Consider the following 18935-nt stretch of genomic DNA (forward strand, 5'->3'; position numbering starts at 1 on the left):
CGTGTTTTGGCGTTCGCCGGTGTTCGTGTCCGTGCGACGGTGGGGGTGGACAGCGATCCATCGTGTGCGAGAGCGACCGCGAACAGCTACTCGACCGTGACCGCGAACGGCGTGAAAGCCCCTCGAACAGTGACCGCTACCGCGACCGCTCTCGTGATCGGAACCGCGAACGGCGTGAAAGCCCCCGGCCGCTCGTACCGCCGCGACTCGCTGCGCGCTTCGCTCACTGCGTTCGCTGCAGTGCTTACTTCGCCGGGGCGGCAACGAGCGGCCGGCCCCTTTCATTCCCACCCGTGTCGGCTGGCCGGTCAGTCTGTGTGGGCGGGAATGAAAGGGGCGACCGCCTCGACGAAGCCCGGGGAAGCAAGCACCGCAGGGCGAAGCCCGAGGAGCGCAGCGAGCCGCGCGAGTCGAGGCGGTCGGGGCTTTCACGCTGTTTGCGGTCGCGGTCGAGTGAGGGTTTCGGTCGCGCAAAAGCGATCGTTGGGCCGAGCCCCACACCACCACGAATCGCCGCAGAGACAGCCACTCAGTCCCGTCGGCCGCCGTGGCCGGGGTAGTCGCGCTCGAAGCGGGCCTCGATCTCGTCGCGGTCGAACTCGACGACGACAGGGCGGCCGTGGGGGCAGGCCCACGGGTTCTCGCAGTCGTCGAGCCGTTCGAGGAGGTCCGTCACCGACCCCTCGGTCAGCGAGGTGTTGCCGGTGATCGAGGGGTAACAGGCGAGGTCCGACAGCAGCTCGTCGGCGGCGGCCTCGACGGTCTCGGCGGCCGACCCCTCGCCGTCGACGAACGCCGCCAGCGCGTCCCGCAACAGGTCGGGGTCGGCCGTGTCGGCCACCAGCGAGGGGACCGTGCGCACTTCGACCGTCCGGTCGTCGACGCGCTCGGCGCGAAAGCCCAGCGTCGACAGCGCCTCGCCGTAGGTCTCGAACAGCTCGGCCTCGCGGGCCGTCAGCGAGAGTTCGACGGGCTGGGCGAGCGCCTGCGTCGTCGTCTCGCCGGCGAACTCGGCGCGCAGCCGCTCGTAGTTGATCCGCTCGTCGGCCGCGTGCTGGTCGACCATGACCAGCCCGTCGTCGGTCTCGGCGAGGACGTACGTCCCGTGGAGCTGGCCCAGCACCCGCATCGACGGGAGCGAATCGAACGCCGACGCCTCGTCGGCGGCCGCCTCGACCGACTCCCCGTCGCCGAGTCGCGCCTGGTCGTGGCCGCCGGCGAACTTGCGGCCGCGGTCGTCCCTGTCGCCCGCTGCCGTCGAGTCGAGCGGCGCCGGATCGGCCGACGGTTCGACCTCGGGCGAGTCCGGTGTCGACCCGCTGTCAGCGGCGGGCTCCGAGGTCGCCCCGTCGTCGACCGAGCCCGCGGCCGCGTCCCCGTCGTCCGCCGCGGTCCTCGCGTTCGCACCCGCGTCCGCAGCGGTCGCGCCCTCGCCGCCGTCGGCGCCGGATTCCCTCGACGGATCCGCTTCCGACGCGGGCGTCGAACGGGGCGACGGCGCCGACGGGTCCGAGGAGAACGTCGGCCCGGTCGTCGAAGCGGTGGTCGTGTCGGCCGGTCCGGTCGCACCCGGCGACTCGTCGTCCGCCGGTTCGTCGGCAGGACCGCCGTCTGCTTCGTCGTCGTTGTCACCGCGTTCGGGCGCGATCTCGGCCTGCTCGGGCGCGGACTTGCCGCGGGGGGCGCCGCTGCGGAGCAAGCCCTCGTCGAGCAGCGCCGACTCGACGGCCGTCTCGATCTGCTCGCGGACGCCCTCCTCGTCGGCGAAGCGGACCTCCAGTTTGCGCGGGTGGACGTTCACGTCCACGTCGCCGGCGGGCACGTCGAGGAAGAGGACGGCGAAGGGGTACCGGTCCGGCGCGAGCTGGTGGCCGTAGGCCTCGATGACGGCGTCGCGCACGGCGCCGGCGGTCACGTACCGGCCGTTGACGTACGTCGACAGGTACTCCCGGGTGCTCCGGGTGGTCTCGGGGTGGCTCACGAGTCCGGACACCCCGTCGAGGGGGCCGTCGGGCAGGGCAGCGGCGTCTACCTCGACTGGGACCATCGACTCGGCCACGTCGCGGCCGTAGACGGACATGACGGCCTCGCGGCGGTCGCCCTGTCCCGTCGTGGCGAACGTCTCGCGGCCGTCGTGGGTCAGCGAGACGGCGATGTCGGGGTTCGCGAGCGCGTAGCTCGTGACGACGGTGTTGACGTGGGCGAACTCCGTGCCGTCCTGCTTGAGGTACTTCCGGCGGGCGGGGACGTTGAAAAAGAGGTCGTCGACCTCGATCGTCGTGCCCTCGGGGCAGCCCGCCGGTTCGACGCTCGTCACCTCGCCGCCCTCGACGGTGAGTTTCGTGCCGCGGGCGTCGTCCACGTCGCGGTCGCTCCGCGGACGGGTCGTGATCGTCAGCCGCGAGACGGCGCCGACGGCGTGCAGCGCCTCGCCGCGGAAGCCCAGGGTCCCGACGCCCGATTCGAGGTCGTCGATGTCGCGGATCTTCGAGGTGGTGTGTTCCTCGACGGCGCGGGTGACCTCCGCCTCGGTCATGCCGATGCCGTCGTCGGCGACGGTGATGCCGTCCTTGCCGCCGCGCTCGACGGTCACCTCGACGCGGGTTGCGTCGGCGTCGAGGCTGTTCTCGACGAGTTCCTTCACGACCGACGAGGGGCGCTCGACCACCTCGCCCGCGGCGATGCGCTCGACGGTCGCGTCGTCGAGCCGGCGTATGTCGACCATCACCACCCCGTCCGGGCGGCGCCCTCAAAACAGTCCCGGAGCGTCGGCCGCGGTCGCGTCGCCTGTGGCCGCACCGGTAGTCCGACCCCGGACCACGGTCACTCCCCGTCGGGGCCCTCGGTCTCGGCGGTCCACTCGGCGGCCTCGTGGTTGGTCACCGCCCGCTCGACGGCGGCTTCCAGCGACTTGAAGTGCATCTCCTCGACGGCGCCGTCGGGCGTGTACCAGCAGAAGTCGTCGTGTTCCTCGCCCAGGTCCACGTCACGGCTGCGGGCCTGGACGCGGTACAGCACCGCGTACACCGGCTCGTCGCCGCTGCCCCAGATGTCGGTCACCGTCTTGACCGGCTCCTCGACGGTCGTGTGGAGCCCGACCCGCTCGTAGAGCGTCCGCCGGAGCGCCGCTTCCGGGTCCGCCTCCGCTTCGATCCGTCCCCCCGGAAACGTCCACGGACGCAGACCACTCGTCACGAGCAACACGTCACCGCGCGGGCCGAAGACGATCCCCCGCTGGGTCACGTGCCCCCTGAAGTACGACTCGCCCATGGTAGTGGGAATCTGGTCGTATCACCGTCAACGTTTCCCTCCGGACTATCGCCGCCGCGAACCGTCTGCCACACTACCGCCGTCTTCGGCGCCGAACGGCACCTTCGAAGTTCGATAACTATTCGTATACTTTTGAGGAAAGATACATCATCAGACAGTATCGCTGGTGGGTAACCTCGCGGTGGACGGGTCGGTGACCAAAACCCATACGTCGGTCCGCTCGGAGGGTCGGCTATGGACGACGACGCCCCCCACATGGACATCGGACTCGTCGGGCTCGGCGAGCACGGGGAGACTCACGCGGAGTTCCTGGAGGAGCTGGACCACACGGTCCACGCGGTGGACCTGGACCCGCGGGCGAAAGAGCGCTTTCGCGACCGCTACGACGCGACGATGTACGAGGGGCTGGACGAGCTGTACGCGGCGGGCATCGACGCCGCGATCATCTCGACGCCGAACAAGTTCCACGAGACGGCGGCGCTGAAGGCCTTCGACGCCGGGCTGGACGTGCTGGTCGAGAAGCCGCTGGCCCACGACCTGTCGAGCGCCGAGCGCATCGTCGAGCGCGCCGAGGAGACCGATAGCATCTGCATGTGCGGCTACTTCCACCGCTTTCGCAACCGCTGTCGGCTGGCGAAGGCCTACGTCGAGAGCGGGCGGCTGGGGGAGGTCACGCACGTCGACGCCCGCTACATGCGCAGGCGCGGCGTCCCCGGGCTGGGCACGTGGTACACCTCCCGGGAGATCGCGGGCGGCGGCGCGCTCATCGACGTGGGGTCGTTCGTCGTCGATCTGGTACTCGACTTCTACGACTGGCCGGAGCTGGAGGAGGTGATCGCGACCACCCGCTCGGACTTCGGCGACCGCGAGGACTACGCCTACCTCGAGATGTGGGGCGAGGACGACGAGGCGAAGATGTACGACGTGGAGGACTCGGTGACCGCCTTCTGCGAGTTTGAGGGCGGCCGGACGGCCCACCTCGAAGTCGCGTGGGCCGCCAACGCCCGTCGGCGCCACGAGTACAACATCCGCGGCACCGAGGCCGGGGTCTCGCTGGACATCACGACGCCGCTGGAGTCGGTCGACCCGTCGGGTCGCAACCACCGCGACTTCCGGCTGTACGAGGCGCGCAGCGACGTGGTCGACCACTACGTCGACAGCGAGCTCGTCCCGCCCGCGAACGACCCGTTTCGGGACGAACTCGCGACCTTCCTCGCGGCCGTCGAGACCGGCGAGTCGCCCGACCGCTGCACCGCCGAGGAGGCGCTCGCGGTCCAGCGCGTCCTCGACCGGATCTACGAGGCCGCCGACGGCGGCCGGGTCTGAAGTCGGCCCCGGTACCGCGCGCGACGGCGCCGACGACCCGGCGGCGGGACACGGTTAAGTGTCGACCGGGACAGTGGGGGACATGAACGACGGTGACACCGGACGGGGCGGGGACCGGATCGCCTCGGTCGGCACGGCGTTTCGGATCCTCGAGGCGGTACGCGAGCGCGACAGCGTCGGCGTGACGGAGCTCGCCGAGGCGCTCGACCTCCCGAAGAGCACCGTCCACCACTACCTCGCGACGCTGGCCGACGACGGCTACCTCGCCGCCGAAGACGGCCGCTACCGGCTCGGCCTCGGGCTGTTCACGCTCGGCGCGACCGCGCGGACGGGCGAGCGGCTCTTCCACGTGGCCAAGCCGAACGTCGACCGACTGGCCGAGGCGACGGGCGAGCAGGCGCGGCTGATCGTCGTCCGCGACGGCCGCGCGATCACCCTCTACCAGGCGACCGGCGACGCGGTCGACGACCCGCCGACCTACGCCGGCACCGTCGAGGACCTCCACTGCACGGCCGCGGGGAAGGCCTACCTCGCCGAACTGCCCGACGAGCGCCTCGAGGAGTTCCTCACCGAGGAGCCGCTGCCCCGGCGGACCGCGAACACCATCACCGACCCCGACGAGCTGCGTGCCGCTCTCTCGACCATCCGCGAGCGCGGCATCGCGTTCGACGACGAGGAGCGCGACGAGGGCGTCCGCTGCGTCGCCTCGGCTGTCTCCGACCGCTCGGGCGAGCTGCTCGGCGCGATCAGCGTCTCCGCCCCCCTCGACCGCATGCCCGACGAGCGGTTCCGCTCGGAGATCCCCTCGCGGCTCCACAACGTCGTCGGCGTCGTCGAGTTCAACACCACCTACTCCGAGTGGTCCGACGCGCTGTGACCGCCGATCCCGCGACCGTCGACGACCGATCGGGACGCCATTCGACGATCGTATCGCGTTTCTATGTATACTCGAAAACTGTTACTTTTGTTCGGTTCGGGCCGTCGGCGCCGCTCCGGGTCGGGTCGTCGCGGCGGCGTCGAAAGAGGGGAGAGACGCAAGTGTGGCAGGCGATCCGTGACGCATGGTTGTGCTTCCGAGCGACGTGTGGGGATGTCGTCCTACGGGGGGACGTAGGAGTCGTTCGGTCTGACAGTGGTCGACTACGCGCCTGCCGTCAGACAGTCGAATCGGCCATCACTTATATTTTTCCTAGATTAAATTATATGTAGAGCCGTATGCGGGAGCGAGACCAGATATTAGTAAGACAGATTCCATAATTGTTTTGTATAGTGTTTACTATGTGCGTGGCGTATGGGTAGCGATCCCGAAGCCCGCGGGCGAACGAGTAGCAACGGCAGCGAATCGAGCGGCCTGTCGCGGCGGCGGTTCATGGCGCTACAGGCGGCGGTGGTGGCCGGCGCCGGGGCCGGGTCGGTCGCGAGCGCGGCCCCGACGGACGGGGATGGGACCGACGCAAGCGTCGGCAACACCGTCTCCGTCGACCCCGACGACCGGACAGAGGAAGCCGTCTCGGACGGGCTGTTCGGCCGGCTCTCCGAGCACTACGAGTCGGGGACCATCTATCCGGGGGTGTACTCCGAGCACGTCAAGAACCCCACGTTCTACCCGCGGTCGTGGTCCGAAGACGACTACTTCGGCCCGCGGACGTTCTACCCCGGATCGGAGATCGAGCGCGCCGACGGGATCCCCTTCCCCTGGGAGCCCGTCGGCGGCGACGGCGTCACCTTCGAACAGCGCTCGGGCGGCGTCGCGGCCATCGACACCACCGACTACCAGCGGGTCGCCGTCGACGGCGCGCGCGGCGGTATCTCGCAGAAGATCGTCCTGCCTGACTTCCGGACCCACGGCTACGATCTGTCCGTGTCGGTCCGCGGCGACGGCCCCGACACCGTCCGGGCCGCGCTGACGACCCTCGACGGGGAGCAACTGGCCGCGACCGACCTGGACGTGACCGACGAGTGGACACGCCACGAGGTCCACCTCGAACTCGACGCGGCCAGCGGCGACCAGTACGTCGCCGGCGGCACCAACGTGGACACCCCCTACGGGCAGTACGTCCTGGAGTTCGCCGCCGAGGGCGAGGGCCACGTCGACGTCGACTGGGTGAACCTCGCCGCCGACGACGCCGTCCGCGGGAAGTTCAACCCCAGCACCGTCGAGTTGATGCGCGAGCAGGACACGACCTGGCTCAAGTGGCCGGGCGGCAACTTCACCAGCCAGTACAACTGGCGCGACGGCGTCGGGCCGAAATCCGAGCGGCCGGTCCGGTTCAACCACGCCTGGGGCGGCATCAACCCCAACTACTTCGGGACCGCCGAGTACCTCGAACTCTGCGAGGTGGCCGACCTCACGCCGCGGCTCACGATCGGCTGGTGGGACAACCCGCCCGAGTGGGCCTCCGAACGGCAGATCCTCCCCGAGGACGCCGCCGACTGGGTCGAGTACGTCAACGGTTCGACGGACACCGAGATGGGCGCGCTGCGGGCCGAACACGGCTACGAGGAGCCGTGGGACGTGACCCACTGGGAGGTCGGCAACGAGGTCTGGGGGCCCTGGCAGCGCGGGTCGACCCAGAACCCCTCGGAGTACGCCAGCGGCTCCGACGCGCGGATCGGCTTCACCACCTACTACGACGAGATGACGGCCGTCGACGACGACATCACCGTCTACGCCGACGCGATGGACCCGGGCTACGACGAGTCGAACACCCCCGACCCCGACGCGTGGAACGGCACGCTGTTCGAGGAGGCGGGCGACCGCCTCGACGGCGTCGACCTCCACCGCTACAACTGGGGCATCGAGAACCAGGCGGACCGGGACGCCTGGTACCAGCGCAACGGCGCCGACGCCATCGACTACAACGAGGTGCTGGTGATGTTCCCGACGGAGTTCGACCGACTCATGGAGAACCTCGCCGACCGGGCGGCCGACGCGGGCATCGAGGACTTCCGGGTCAACGTCGGCGAGTACGGCCTGTTCCCGACCGTCGACTCGGGCGCGCCCTACCCCGGGCCGGAGACGATGCCCGGCGGGTCGTACATCGCGGGGATGCTCAACGCCTTCATCCGCCGCAGCGACACCGTCAAGGAGGCCTCCCAGACGTGGTGGCCGGTGCGGATGTTCCCGCCGGCCGACGAAGAGGCCCCGCCGGACCCGAACCCGCTCGCCCCCGCGGGCACGGTCACCGCCCTCTACGGCGCGGTGTTCGACGGTCACTCCGAGTGGCACGCCGTCGACGTGGGTATCGACGGGGACTCCCGGACCATCCCGGAGACGGGGCCGCGCATCGACCGCATGGAGGACGTGCCCTACGTCGACGCCGCGGGGATGGTCGACCGCCGCGGGCAGGAACTGGCCGTCTTCCTCACCAATCGGAACCTCAGCGAGTCCGCCGAGACGACCGTCGAGGTCGGCGAGAAGTACGCCGGCAGCTCCGTCGAGGTGGTCGCGGTGGTCCCGACCGCCGACGAGCGGCCGCTCCCCCACGACTTCATCACCTCGTGGTCGACGCCGGACAACTACGTCGCCGAGACGACCGTCGAGACCGTCGGCGACGACGGGACGCTCTCGCTCGCCCTGCCGCCGGCGGCGGTCGTCCGGTGTTACGTCGACAACGACCGCGGGCAGCCGGACAGAGTCGGCGACAACGGCGTCTGGCACGGCATCGAGGTCGCGCCCGACGGCGAACCCTACCACGAGGACTTCTGCGGCGGCGGCCACGAGCGCGGCGGTCCCGGCAACGGCAAGGGCAACGGCCGCGGAAACGGGAACGGGAACGGCAACAACGGCAACGGGAACGGCAACAACGGTAACGGAAACGGAAACAACGGCAACGGCGACGACGAGAGCGGCGAGGAAGGCGACGGCGACTGAGCGGCCGTCCCGTCGGTTTCGGTCGGGCCCCCGGTCCCGGGGCGTCGACTCAGGCTCGGCGGTGCCAGACCGCCATCGCGCCCGGGTCGCGGTTGTCCCAGGCGTAGTACGGGACCAGTTCGAGACCCGCTTCTTCTCGGTCGGTCTCGCCGACGGGACGATACAGTTCCCCGTCCCAGCCGTCGAGGTCCGGCACCGTCGCGTCGGCTTCGAGGACGGTCACGCCGTCGAGCCGGTCCTCGTCGTGGCTCGCTTCGAGGCTCCCGGCTTCGTCGACGGCGTACTGGTGCAGCGGTCGCTCGTTGTCGACGGCCTCGGCGCAGTAGACGAGCGGGCCGCGCTCGACGGCGACGCGGCCGGCGTCGGCCTCCACCGCGGGGTGAGCCGCCACGAGTTCGGGCTCCAGCTCGAACGTCAGCTCCACCCGCTCGCCGTCCCACTCGCGCTCGATCCGGACGAACCCGCTCCCGTCGTGGTCGACTTCCGCGCCGTCGACGGCGACCGTCGCCTCGTCGGCCCACTCCGGGATCCGGAGGTTGATCGGGACGGTGTCGTCGGCGTCGACGTCGAGCGTCACCTCGCCGGCCCACGGGAGGGCGCTCTCCTGGGCGAGTTCGACCTCGGTGCCGTCGACGGTCGTCGAGAGGCTGCTCCCGACGTACTGGGTGACGTACAGTTCGCCGCCGGCCGTCGAGTAGAGATACTGGCCGAGCGAGGCGAACAGCCGGGCGGCGTTGGGCGGACAGCACGCGCAGGTGAACCAGCCGCTGCGGTGGTGGTCGCCGTCGCTGGCGAGGGGGTTGACGTAGAAGAACTCCTCGCCGTCCATCCCGACGCCGGCGAGGAAGCCGTTGTACAGCGTCCGCTCGATCAGGTCGGCGTAGGCGGGGTCGGGCTCCAGTTCGAACAGCCGCTGGTTCCAGAAGACGCTCCCGACGGCCGCGCAGGTCTCGGCGTAGGCCGACTCGTTCGGCAGGTCGTAGTCCTCGGTGAACCCCTCGTGTTCGTGCGCGGAGCCGATACCGCCGGTGACGTACAGCCGCTTCTCGGTCATGTTGGCCCACAGGCGGTCCATCGCCGTGCGAAGCTCCTCGTCGCCGCGCTCGGCCACCAGATCGGCGACGCCGGCGTAGAGGTACATCGCCCGCACGGAGTGGCCCTCGACGGCCGCCTGCTCGCGCACGGGCGCCTGGGCCTGGGCGTACGTGCCGACGTACTCGCCCTCGTCGTCGAGAAAGAGGCTCCCGCCGCCCTCGGCGGGAATGAGCGCCCCGTCGTCCCACGACGCGCCGCCGATCTCCCCGGAGTTGTCGAGTTCCCACGCCAGGCGGTCGTCGTGGCCGCGCAGGTCGACGAAATACTGAGCGAGGTCGAGGTAGCGCTCCTCGTCGGTGACGCGGTACAGCCGCACCAGGGCGAGTTCGATCCCCTCGTGGCCGGGGACGCCGTCGACCTCGTCGCCGAAGATATCGTCGACGTGGTCGGCGAAGTCGACGGCCACGTCGAGCAGGGACTCCTCGCCGGTGGCCTCGTGGTGGGCGACCGCGGCCTCGATCAGGTGACCGGCGCAGTACAGCTCGTGCATGATGTTGAGGTTCGTCCACCGATTCTCGGGCTCGACGAGCTGGAAGTACGTGTCGAGGTAGCCCGACTCCTCCTGCGCGCCGGCGATCAGGTCGATCACCTCGTCGACCCGCTCGCGCAGGTCGGGGTCGTCGGCCTTGGCGAGTTCGTAGCTCGCCGCCTCGATCCACTTGTAGGCGTCCGTGTCCTGGAACCACATCCCCTGGAAGCCGCCCTCCTTCCCCTCGATGGCCCGGCGGAAGTTCTCCAGGGTGCCCGACTCCTCGAGTTGCTCGTACTGGTACTCGATCGTCACGTCGCGGTTGCGGTCGATCCACGGCGACCAGAAGTCGTCGTCGACGGCGACCTCTCCGACGCCGACGGTGTACTGACTGGGCATGCGAGTACTCCGGAGTTGCGCCACCGGGAGAATAACTCTACTGGTCGGTTCACACCGTGAAACGCGGCCCGTCGAGTCGGGGAGACGTTCACTCCTCGTCGAACAGCGGGGCCAGCGGGTCCCACTCGAAGTAGAGCCCGGCGGCGCCGACGAGGACCATCACGGCCTGGGCGACCAGCGAGATGACCGTGACGGCGTAGCCGCCGGTTCCCGGTTCCTGCAGGACGAAGAGGCCCGCCGTGAGCACCAGCAGCGCCAGGCCGACGGCGAGCAGCGTGCGGAAGACTCCCTCGCTCGCGTTCATGGGCGTTCGTTGCCGGGTGCGGGGTAAAGAACTACTGGACGGTCGCGCCGACGGCGCGGCGCCGGTCGCCACGGTGTCGGGCGAGCGGCGGGCGAACCGGACCGCGGGGTCAGTCCGCGACGGACTCCTCGGCTCCGGCCCGCTCGTCGTCCTCGTCGGTGAGTTCGGGGCTGGACCAGTAGTCGTGGTTGTCGTCGGCCCGGTAGCAGGCGACCTCGTGGCCGTTCCCGAGGTCGATGGCGTCGGGCATCTCGCCGGTGCAGGCCTCCCGCGCCTCGGGACAGCGGGTGTGGAACTTGCAGCCGGCGGGGGGGTTGCGCGGGTCCGGCACGTCGATCTTCCGCAGCGGCGAGGAGCCGCCGTCGTCGGCCTTCGGGTTGAGGTTCGGCGTCGCCCACATCAGCGCCTTCGTATAGGGGTGTGTGGGGTTCTCCAGCACCTCGTCGATCGGGCCGATCTCGACGAGTTCGCCGAGATACATGATGCCGATGCGACCGTCGGCCTTGCCGGCGATGTAACTGGCGTTCGAGAGGTTGTGGCTGATGAACAGGAAGGAGGTGTCGAAGGTGTCCTGCAGGTCGAGCATCAGGTCCATCATGTCGATCCGCAGGGACACGTCCAGCGCACTGACCGCCTCGTCGGCGAGGATGAGGTCGGGGTTCATCAACAGCGCGCGGATGAGCGCGACGCGCTGTTGCTCGCCGCCCGACAGCTGGTGGGGGAACCGCTTGGCGTAGTCCTCGGGCGGCTCCATCCCGACCCGGGAGAGCATCTCGTGGATGCGCTCGCGGCGCTCGAAGGTGTCCATCTCCGCGTGACGCAGTTTCAGCGGCGCCTCCAGCGTGTGCTGGACGGTCTTGTTCGGGTTCAGCGACGCGCCGGGGTCCTGGTGGATGATCTGCAGCGACTGACGGATCTCCTCGAAGGGGATCTCGACGTTCCCCTCGCCGTCGTTGGCCTTCCAGATGTCCTGGCCCTTGTACTTCACCGCCCCGCCGGTGGGGCGCTGGGTGCCGATCGCGGTCTTGCCCAGTGTGGTCTTTCCGCAGCCGGACTCGCCGACCAGCGCGACCACGTCGTTCTCGGGGATATCCAGCGAGACGCCGTCGACGGCCTGGACGACCTCGGGGTCGTCACCCCACGGCAGGACCGTCGAGTTGGACTCGAAGTGGACCTCCACGTCCTCCAGGGAGACGACCGGTTCCTCACTCATCGATGGTCACCTCCTGGAGCGTCAGGGGCACCTCCTCCGGCACCCGGTCGACGTAGTGGCAGGCGGCCGCGTGGCCGTCGGCGTCGTCGGTCAGCGGCGGGTCCTCCCGGAGGCAGGTGTCGTCAGCCAGCGGACAGCGCGGATGGTACGAACAGCCCTCCGGGACGTTCACCGGGTCCGGCGCCGACCCCTCGATCGGCCGCATCTCCTCGCGGGGCGTGTCGAGGTTCGGCGTCGCGTTCAGCAGCGCCCGCGTGTAGGGGTGTTTCGCGCCGGTCAGGATGTCGTCGGCGGGGCCGACCTCGACGAACTCGAAGGCGTACAGCACCGCCAGCCGGTCGGCGAGGTTGGCCACCAGCGGCAGGTCGTGCGTGATGAAGACGATGGTGAGGTCGCGCTCGTCGGCGATCTCCCGGATGAGCTCGATGATAGAGCGCTGCATCAAGAGATCCAGCGCCGCCGTCGGCTCGTCCATCACCAGCACTTCCGGTTCGAGCACGAGCGCCAGCGCGATGAGCGCGCGCTGGCTCATCCCGCCCGACAGCTCGTGGGGGTACGAACCGAGCACCTGGTCGGCCTCCAGGTAGAGGTCCGACAGGAGCTCCCGGGCGCGTTCCATCCCCTCGTCGACGTCGTAGTCGTGAACCGAGAGGGTCTCGCGGAAGTGCCCCTCGACCGACATCGTCGGGTTGAACGAGCTCATCGCGCCCTGGAACACCATGGCGATCTGCCGCCAGCGGATGTCCTTGATGTCCGCGTCGTCGCGGTCCAGCAGGTCGATCCGTGGGCCATCGACCGGGTCGAACGTGATGTCGCCGGTGAGGACCCCCGGGTCGACGACGGCGTCGAGCAGGGCCGAAGCGAACATCGACTTGCCCGAGCCCGACTCGCCGACGACGCCGAGGATCTCGCCCCGCTCGATGTCCATATCGACGCGGTCGAGCACGCGCGATTCCCCGCGGTCCATGTCGAACGACACGGACACGTCGCGCACTTCGAAGATCGGGTCGCTGACTGCGGCGGTGTGTGTCTGTTGAGTCGTCATTGTTGGTAGGGTGCGTTATCGTCCTCGACGGTTTCGGCGTGGCGCGCCCGGATGCGCGGATTGAACAGTTTCTCGGTCCCCTGGGCGAAGAGAACGAACCCGAAGGAGATGCCGACGATGGCGATCATCGGGACGAACAGCCAGTGGAGCACGTCCAGCGAGTAGATGGCGCCGCCGTTGTAGGCGCCGTCGAGCATGATCCCCCAGTTCTCGTGGACGCCGCCGAGTATCCCGAGGTAGTACAGCGCGACGGACCCGAAGATCACGTTACGCGCGGAGTTGACGAAGTTGATCAGGACGTACGGCATGATGTTCGGGATGATGTCGTCGACGAGGATACGGTGGGTCGGCGCGCCCATGATGCGCGAGGCCTCCACGTAGGAGTGGTCGCGCAGCGAGAGCACCTGCGAGCGGATCGACCGGGCGAGCCCGGCCCACGCGTTGATCGTGATGAGGATCCCGATGACCGCCGGGTTGGTCGGCTCGAACAGCGCGGCCAGCAGGATGATCAGCGGCAGCCCCGGGATCGTCATCGCGATGTCGGTGAACGTCGTCAGGACCCGGTCGGTGAGGCCGCCCTTGTAGCCGGAGACGGTCCCGATGACCGTGGCGATAGCCGTCGAGAACACCGCCCCGGCGGTGATCATCTGGAGCATCGGGGGCGTCGCGTGGACGGTCGCCGACAGGATGCTCGCGCCGATGTCGTTCGTCCCCAGCGGCACCGACCAGTCCTGGAACGGGGGGACGTACCGGTCGCCCTGGCCCTGGACGGGCGGTTCGACCAGCGCGACGCCGACGGTACCCAGAAGCAGGTAGAAACCGATGATGATCGATCCGACCTGGGTGCGCCAGTCGTCCCAGGCGACGCGGATCGGCGTGAGCAGGGCCATGTCGACCCACTCGCGGTAGAGGTCGGCTCGTGAGGCGCCCTGTCCGCCGGACGACCCGTCGGACTGGCTGAACGAGGAGTTCTTCTCGGCCATGTCAGTACGCCTCCCGGGAGCCCTGGTCGCTGATACGCGGGTCGATCTTGCTGTAGGTCAGGTCTGCGATCAGGATACACACCAGCACCGCCAGCGAGATGATGAGGAACGTCCCCATCATCAGCGGGTAGTCCCGCGCTTCGATCGCCTGCAGGAGGTACAGTCCGAGCCCCTCGTAGGCGAAGATCTCCTCCAGGATGACCGACCCGCCGAACATGAACCCGACGGAGATCATGAAGTTCGTGTACATCGGGAGGACGGCGTTACGGCCGACGTAGCGTGTCGCGATCCGCTTGCCGGGGACGCCCCGGAGGTGCGCCACGCGGATGTAGTCCTCGCCGATCTCCTGGACCGCGTTGCCACGCATCGTGATCGCGACGCCGCCGAAGCCGGTGACGACCAGCGACACGATGGGCAAGAGCGCGTGGCGGAACACGCTGACGATGAACTCGAGGTTCAGTCCCGGGTCGAGCCCGGACGTGAATCGGCCGGACTGAGGGAGCATCCCCAGCTGGATCGAGACGACGTACACCAGGAAGATCGCAGCGATGTAGTACGGCACGGAGTTCAGGAACATCGAGACGACCGTCGAGCTGCTGTCGAAGCGAGTCCCCTCGAGGTAGGCCATGACCGCCCCGAGGACGATCCCGATCCCGAACGTGAGCAGGATCGAGATGGACAACAGGAAGATCGTCCACGGCGCGGCGTCGACGATGATGTCCGCCACCGGTCTGCTGTACCAGACCGACTGGCCGAGATCCCCTTGGAGGACGCTCGAGAGGTAGTTGAAGTACTGGACGTGGAGCGGTGTCGATGGGTCAACGTTCGTGTACGACTCGACGAGGGAGTTGATCTCGCTCATGCTGACCTCGGAGGAGCTACCGCTCTGCATCACCTGCGCCCTGATGAAGTCGGCCGGCCCACCCGGGATCGCTCGCACCAGTGCGAACGTAATGGTGACGACAGACACGAACGTGAGTAACGCCTGTGCCACTCGTTTGACTACGTACATCGATTATCGAAAATGGTGGTATGAGATATCATAACTGTTTCGCTCGACTCGTCCTCGTGGCCCGGTGACCTCAGGCGGACTTGGCCTGGAGTTCACCCATTCGCGGGAGCCACCACAGCGGGAACTTCGCCTGGTAGGCGGGGTCGTCCGTCGGCGGAATCTCCCAGTTGTCGGTGCGGTACCAGGTGGCGTCGTTGATCTCGTGGATCTGCAGCATCGGCAGCGTCTGGTTGGTGATCCACGCCATCTGGTCGGTCAGCTCCTGGTAGCGGTCGCCGCGGGCGACCAGCAGCTCGGACTGCAGTTCCGTGACGTCGTGCTCCTGGAGTTCGCCGTCGGGCTCGCCGACCGGCGGGGCCATCACGCTCGTCGGGTCGATCCCGAGGAAGTTCACGTCGACGTTGTAGTACTGGTCCCAGACGTAGTACGGACTCGACCGCTGGAGCGTCCAGCCGGTCGCGGCGACCTTGTACTCGTTCGCGAGGTAGTGGTCCGACCAGTAGGTCGTGGTCTCGATGGTCTGCATCTCGGAGCTGATGCCCTCGCTGGAGAGGTTGTCGGCGATGGTCTGATACAGCGGGTGCCAGTCGTTGTGCGTGGGCACCTTGATGGTGAGCTCGAAGGGGTCACCGTTGGGCTTGTACCACGTGCCGTCGTCCTTCTGGTAGCCCGCGTCGCGGAGCAGCCGCCGGCCGCGCTCGGGGTCGCGGTAGCGGTGGAGCGTGTCGGCCATCTCGTCGGAGACCTTGTTCCGCCAGCGGTCGCTCTGCTCGTTCTGACCGTCGATGTTGCCGACGAGGCCGCTCGGCGCTTCGACGGGCTGGCCCCAGCGGCCGTAGTTGTTCGCCGCGGCCTCGCGGTCGATGAACTCCGTGACCGCCTGTCGGACGCGGACGTTCTGGAAGTCCTCGTCGTTGTGGTTGAACGGGAGCGACTGGCCCCACAGCGCGGGCAGGGCCGCCGACTCCATCGCGTCGGGGACGTTCTCGAAAACGGACTGGGGCGGGTTGTAGTTACGGAAGGCGTCGACCTCCATCCCGACCAGGACGCTCGCGGTGTCGGTCGACACCCGCTCCAGGTCCCAGTAGTCCCAGTTGATGTTGTCGGCGTCCGGGTGGTGGTCGTACTTCTCCATCCGGATGCGGCTCCCGGAGATATCGGCCACCTCGAACGGACCGTTGCCGTGCGGTTCGTCGAAGGAATCGCCCCGGAGGTCGGTGCGGATGTCGTCGACTGCGGTGGCGGTCGTCGTGTCTTCCCACCGCTCCACGTAGTCCTTGTACTTGCGCCAGGGCGCCTCGAGCTGGTAGTAGTTCAGCCCGTCGTCGAACAGGTCGCGGGCGACCGTCCCGTCGAGGGTGAGCTCGACCGACTTGTCGCCCGCGCGGTTGATCTCGGTCCACAGCGAGCCGATCGTGCCGTTGGTGACCGTGTCGGCGACCAGCATCGCGTAGAGGTCGTCGGCGTTCACCGGGTCGCCGGGGTCGCCGTTGTGCCAGGTGAGTTCGTCGCGGACCTTCAGTGTCGCCGACTCGCCCTCGAAGTTCGTGACCTCGATTGCGGAGGGCGTGATCTCCTCGTTTGCGATGTTGTACCGCTGGAACCAGTCGTTCTGCATGTCGTGGCTGAACGGCTGGGTCAGGTTGAACGGGTTGAACTGGTAGTTCGTCGGGTTGACGGTGACGCCTTCGGTCATGGCGTTGTCGGCCGGCTCGAAGTCGCCGCCGGCGGTCCCGTCGCCGCCGTCGCCGTCGTCGCCGCCGTCACCGCCGTCGCCACCACTGTTGTTCGAACACCCCGCGAGCGCGAGGGCACCACCCATCGCACCCGCTCGAATCAGATGCCGTCGCGACACCCGTCGAGACTCCACTGCACTGTTCGTTGGCTTGCCATCAGATGGCATGGGCTATCGTTCCGGATTACCCGTACATAAATCATGCGGTTCCGGAGGCCACAGGTGGCTCTGTCGGCCGCCGATCGGGCCCGACGTGCCGAGGTATCCACCCGAGTCCGACCAGTCGTCACGTGATACCGCACCGGCGTTTCGTTGAGTGTAACCTTCGTTCACTATAGATGGACCGAAGTTCGGAAACGGGGCCCGCGGGAGGGGGCCGTCGCTACCGCGCGGCGGGGGACGGCCGGCGGGGGACGGTCAGCGGAGGTCGGTCGGCGGGACCGGGATCGGCACCGGGAGACGACGGGCGCATCGGCGGTCGTGTCAGGTGCTACGGGGACGGAGACTCCGAGGAGAACGGCGAACCGCGTGGTCGCCCGAGCGGGCGACCGGGCACAGAGTTACGGAGGTCGTCGGTGGCCTTACTCGACGGAGATGCCGGCGACCGTCGCGGGGGCCAGCTCCGCGGTCACGGTGCCGTCGCCGTCGACGCTCACGTCGAGGTCGTCGGCGGCGAACGCGTCGGCGTTGTCGGCGTCGACTTCCAGGTCGGGCTCCTGGCCCTCGAAGAGGACCTGTGCGTCGATGTCGTCGCCCGTCGCGTCCTCGACGGTGAACTCGACGGTGTGGCTCGCGCGGGTGTCGAGGTTCGTCGCGGTGACGTACACCTCGCCGTCGTCGTCGACCGACGCGGAGGCGCCGACCAGCGGCAGCTCCTCGTCGTCGACCTCGCGGGTCGGCGTCTCGATCGACGTGGTGACGGCCTCGTTGCCCTTGTGGGGGGCGTAGAGGTCGTAGACGCGGTAGGTCGGGCGCGCGAACGCGTCGTCGCCCTGGGTCTCGATCAGGCACTGGAGGACGTTGACCGTCTGGGCGATGTTGGACATCGTCATCACGTCGGCGTGGTCGTTGAAGATGTCGAGCACCGCGGCGGCCGACAGCGCGTCGAGGACGGTGCCGGGCTGTTCGAGGCCGCTACCGCCCTGGGCCTCGGGGTGCCACGACCCCCACTCGTCGATGATGACGCCGATGTCCCGCGTCGTCGAGAACGCGTTGATCGCGGAGGCGAGCCGCTCGATGTGGTGGTCCATCTCCAGGGCCTCGACGAGGAACTGGTCGTAGTCGTCCTCGTCGGACTCGGAGACGGTCATCGTCCGGCCGTAGTAGTGGTGCAGGGTCAGGTGGTCCAGCGGGAACTCGACGCCCCACTTGGGGTCGGAGACCTCCTCCATGAAGCGGTGGTTCCACTCGTGGTTCTCGAACCCACAGGCGATCAGATCCAGGTCGTAGTCGAGCATGTGGGCGCTCTGGGTGCCGACGTAGGTGGCGAACCGGCGGTACTCGCGGGCGTACTGCTCGGGGGACATCTGGCCGCCACAGCCCCAGTTCTCGTTGCCCAGACCCCAGTACTTCACGTCGTAGGGCTCCTCGCGACCGTTATCTCGGCGGCGGTCGGCGAGTTCGGTGTCGCCGTCGTAGTTGCAGTACTCGACCCAGTTGGCGGCCTCCTGGGGGTCGCCCGAGCCGACGTTGGCGGCGAGGTACGGCTCGGTGCCGATGCGCTCGCAGAGTTCGAGGAACTCGTCGGTGCCGAAGGCGTTGGACTCCTCGGGGATCATCTCGCGGCCCTGCCCCCAGAAGAGGTTCCGGCGCCGCGGGCGGTCCTCACGCGGACCGACGCCGTCCTCCCAGTGGTAGTCGTCGGCGAAACAGCCGCCGGGCCAGCGCAGCACCGGCAGCTCCAGGTCGGCGAGCAGTTCGACGACGTCCTCGCGGAACCCCTCCTCGTCGACGCTGTCGTCCGTCCAGATCCCGTCGTAGATACAGCGGCCGAGGTGTTCGGCGAAGTGCCCGTGGACCTCGGGCTCGATACGGTCGATACCGGCTTCTGTGTGTACTGTAACGCGAGCGTCCGTCATGCAGTCGTATGGTATTCGATAGCGGTATCATAAAACGATCGGTCGCTCCGGCCGCGGACCGACTGCGACGGCCACCGGTGGCGTCGCTGTTCGAACCGGTACGTCTCTACCGGGGCCAGTGGGCTCGCCGCC

The 18935-nt window shown here is 68.6% G+C and carries 13 protein-coding genes; 3 read left to right on the top strand and 10 right to left on the bottom strand.

Going from position 1 to position 18935, the window contains the following annotated elements:
• Positions 1–529: 529 nt before the first annotated feature.
• Both mutL and HZS54_RS25355 read right to left on the bottom strand, forming a co-directional pair.
• Positions 530–2725 carry a DNA mismatch repair endonuclease MutL gene (gene mutL / locus HZS54_RS25350; RefSeq protein WP_179919846.1) on the bottom strand — a complete coding sequence of 732 codons (2196 nt, stop codon included), beginning with the start codon at positions 2723–2725 and terminating at the stop codon, positions 530–532.
• Between the two features lie 98 nt (positions 2726–2823).
• A complete protein-coding gene (locus HZS54_RS25355) occupies positions 2824–3270 on the bottom strand; it encodes an NUDIX hydrolase (protein ID WP_179919847.1) in 447 nt (148 codons plus the stop codon).
• 234 nt (positions 3271–3504) lie between these two features.
• Between HZS54_RS25355 and HZS54_RS25360 the strand changes: the two genes are divergently transcribed.
• From HZS54_RS25360 to HZS54_RS25370, 3 genes are all read left to right on the top strand, one after another.
• On the top strand, positions 3505–4596 hold the full coding sequence (locus HZS54_RS25360; protein WP_179919848.1) for a Gfo/Idh/MocA family protein: 1092 nt from the start codon (positions 3505–3507) through the stop codon (positions 4594–4596).
• A gap of 82 nt (positions 4597–4678) precedes the next feature.
• The gene (locus tag HZS54_RS25365; protein ID WP_179919849.1) at positions 4679–5473 is read left to right on the top strand and encodes an IclR family transcriptional regulator; all 795 of its coding nucleotides are present in this window, start codon (positions 4679–4681) and stop codon (positions 5471–5473) included.
• 414 nt (positions 5474–5887) lie between these two features.
• Positions 5888–8470, top strand: coding sequence for an alpha-L-arabinofuranosidase (locus tag HZS54_RS25370; protein ID WP_218927102.1), 2583 nt, complete (start codon positions 5888–5890; stop codon positions 8468–8470).
• Positions 8471–8519: 49 nt separating this feature from the next.
• Here HZS54_RS25370 and HZS54_RS25375 read toward each other — a convergent pair whose 3' ends face one another.
• From HZS54_RS25375 to HZS54_RS25410, 8 genes are all read right to left on the bottom strand, one after another.
• Positions 8520–10433, bottom strand: coding sequence for a glycoside hydrolase family 127 protein (locus HZS54_RS25375; RefSeq protein WP_179919850.1), 1914 nt, complete (start codon positions 10431–10433; stop codon positions 8520–8522).
• A gap of 88 nt (positions 10434–10521) precedes the next feature.
• Positions 10522–10737 carry a hypothetical protein gene (locus HZS54_RS25380; protein ID WP_179919851.1) on the bottom strand — a complete coding sequence of 72 codons (216 nt, stop codon included), beginning with the start codon at positions 10735–10737 and terminating at the stop codon, positions 10522–10524.
• A 109-nt stretch (positions 10738–10846) separates the two neighbouring features.
• Positions 10847–11950, bottom strand: coding sequence for an ABC transporter ATP-binding protein (locus tag HZS54_RS25385; protein ID WP_179919852.1), 1104 nt, complete (start codon positions 11948–11950; stop codon positions 10847–10849).
• Positions 11943–12995, bottom strand: a complete 1053-nt coding sequence (locus HZS54_RS25390; protein WP_179919853.1) for an ABC transporter ATP-binding protein — start codon at positions 12993–12995, stop codon at positions 11943–11945. The genes HZS54_RS25385 and HZS54_RS25390 overlap by 8 nt, the downstream gene beginning before the upstream one ends.
• On the bottom strand, positions 12992–13978 hold the full coding sequence (locus HZS54_RS25395) for an ABC transporter permease (RefSeq protein WP_179919854.1): 987 nt from the start codon (positions 13976–13978) through the stop codon (positions 12992–12994). The genes HZS54_RS25390 and HZS54_RS25395 overlap by 4 nt, the downstream gene beginning before the upstream one ends.
• Position 13979: 1 nt before the next feature.
• Positions 13980–14990 carry an ABC transporter permease gene (locus HZS54_RS25400; protein ID WP_179919855.1) on the bottom strand — a complete coding sequence of 337 codons (1011 nt, stop codon included), beginning with the start codon at positions 14988–14990 and terminating at the stop codon, positions 13980–13982.
• Positions 14991–15060: 70 nt separating this feature from the next.
• Positions 15061–16812 (bottom strand): ABC transporter substrate-binding protein, encoded by a 1752-nt coding sequence (locus HZS54_RS25405; protein ID WP_218927103.1) that lies wholly within the window; start codon positions 16810–16812, stop codon positions 15061–15063.
• Positions 16813–17306: 494 nt separating this feature from the next.
• On the bottom strand, positions 17307–18803 hold the full coding sequence (locus HZS54_RS25410) for an alpha-N-arabinofuranosidase (RefSeq protein WP_179919856.1): 1497 nt from the start codon (positions 18801–18803) through the stop codon (positions 17307–17309).
• Positions 18804–18935: the final 132 nt, after the last annotated feature.

The sequence above is a fragment of the Halosimplex pelagicum genome (assembly GCF_013415905.1).
Taxonomy (GTDB): Archaea; Halobacteriota; Halobacteria; order Halobacteriales; family Haloarculaceae; genus Halosimplex; species Halosimplex pelagicum.

Coding starts and splice junctions, on each gene's coding strand:
- HZS54_RS25360 (WP_179919848.1), top strand. CDS start 3,505: ATGGACGACGACGCCCCCCACATGGACATCGGACTCGTCGGGCTCGGC.
- HZS54_RS25375 (WP_179919850.1), bottom strand. CDS start 10,433: ATGCCCAGTCAGTACACCGTCGGCGTCGGAGAGGTCGCCGTCGACGAC.
- HZS54_RS25385 (WP_179919852.1), bottom strand. CDS start 11,950: ATGAGTGAGGAACCGGTCGTCTCCCTGGAGGACGTGGAGGTCCACTTC.
- HZS54_RS25390 (WP_179919853.1), bottom strand. CDS start 12,995: ATGACGACTCAACAGACACACACCGCCGCAGTCAGCGACCCGATCTTC.
- HZS54_RS25400 (WP_179919855.1), bottom strand. CDS start 14,990: ATGTACGTAGTCAAACGAGTGGCACAGGCGTTACTCACGTTCGTGTCT.
- HZS54_RS25380 (WP_179919851.1), bottom strand. CDS start 10,737: ATGAACGCGAGCGAGGGAGTCTTCCGCACGCTGCTCGCCGTCGGCCTG.
- HZS54_RS25370 (WP_218927102.1), top strand. CDS start 5,888: ATGGGTAGCGATCCCGAAGCCCGCGGGCGAACGAGTAGCAACGGCAGC.
- HZS54_RS25405 (WP_218927103.1), bottom strand. CDS start 16,812: ATGGGTGGTGCCCTCGCGCTCGCGGGGTGTTCGAACAACAGTGGTGGC.
- HZS54_RS25410 (WP_179919856.1), bottom strand. CDS start 18,803: ATGACGGACGCTCGCGTTACAGTACACACAGAAGCCGGTATCGACCGT.
- HZS54_RS25355 (WP_179919847.1), bottom strand. CDS start 3,270: ATGGGCGAGTCGTACTTCAGGGGGCACGTGACCCAGCGGGGGATCGTC.
- HZS54_RS25395 (WP_179919854.1), bottom strand. CDS start 13,978: ATGGCCGAGAAGAACTCCTCGTTCAGCCAGTCCGACGGGTCGTCCGGC.
- HZS54_RS25365 (WP_179919849.1), top strand. CDS start 4,679: ATGAACGACGGTGACACCGGACGGGGCGGGGACCGGATCGCCTCGGTC.
- mutL (WP_179919846.1), bottom strand. CDS start 2,725: ATGGTCGACATACGCCGGCTCGACGACGCGACCGTCGAGCGCATCGCC.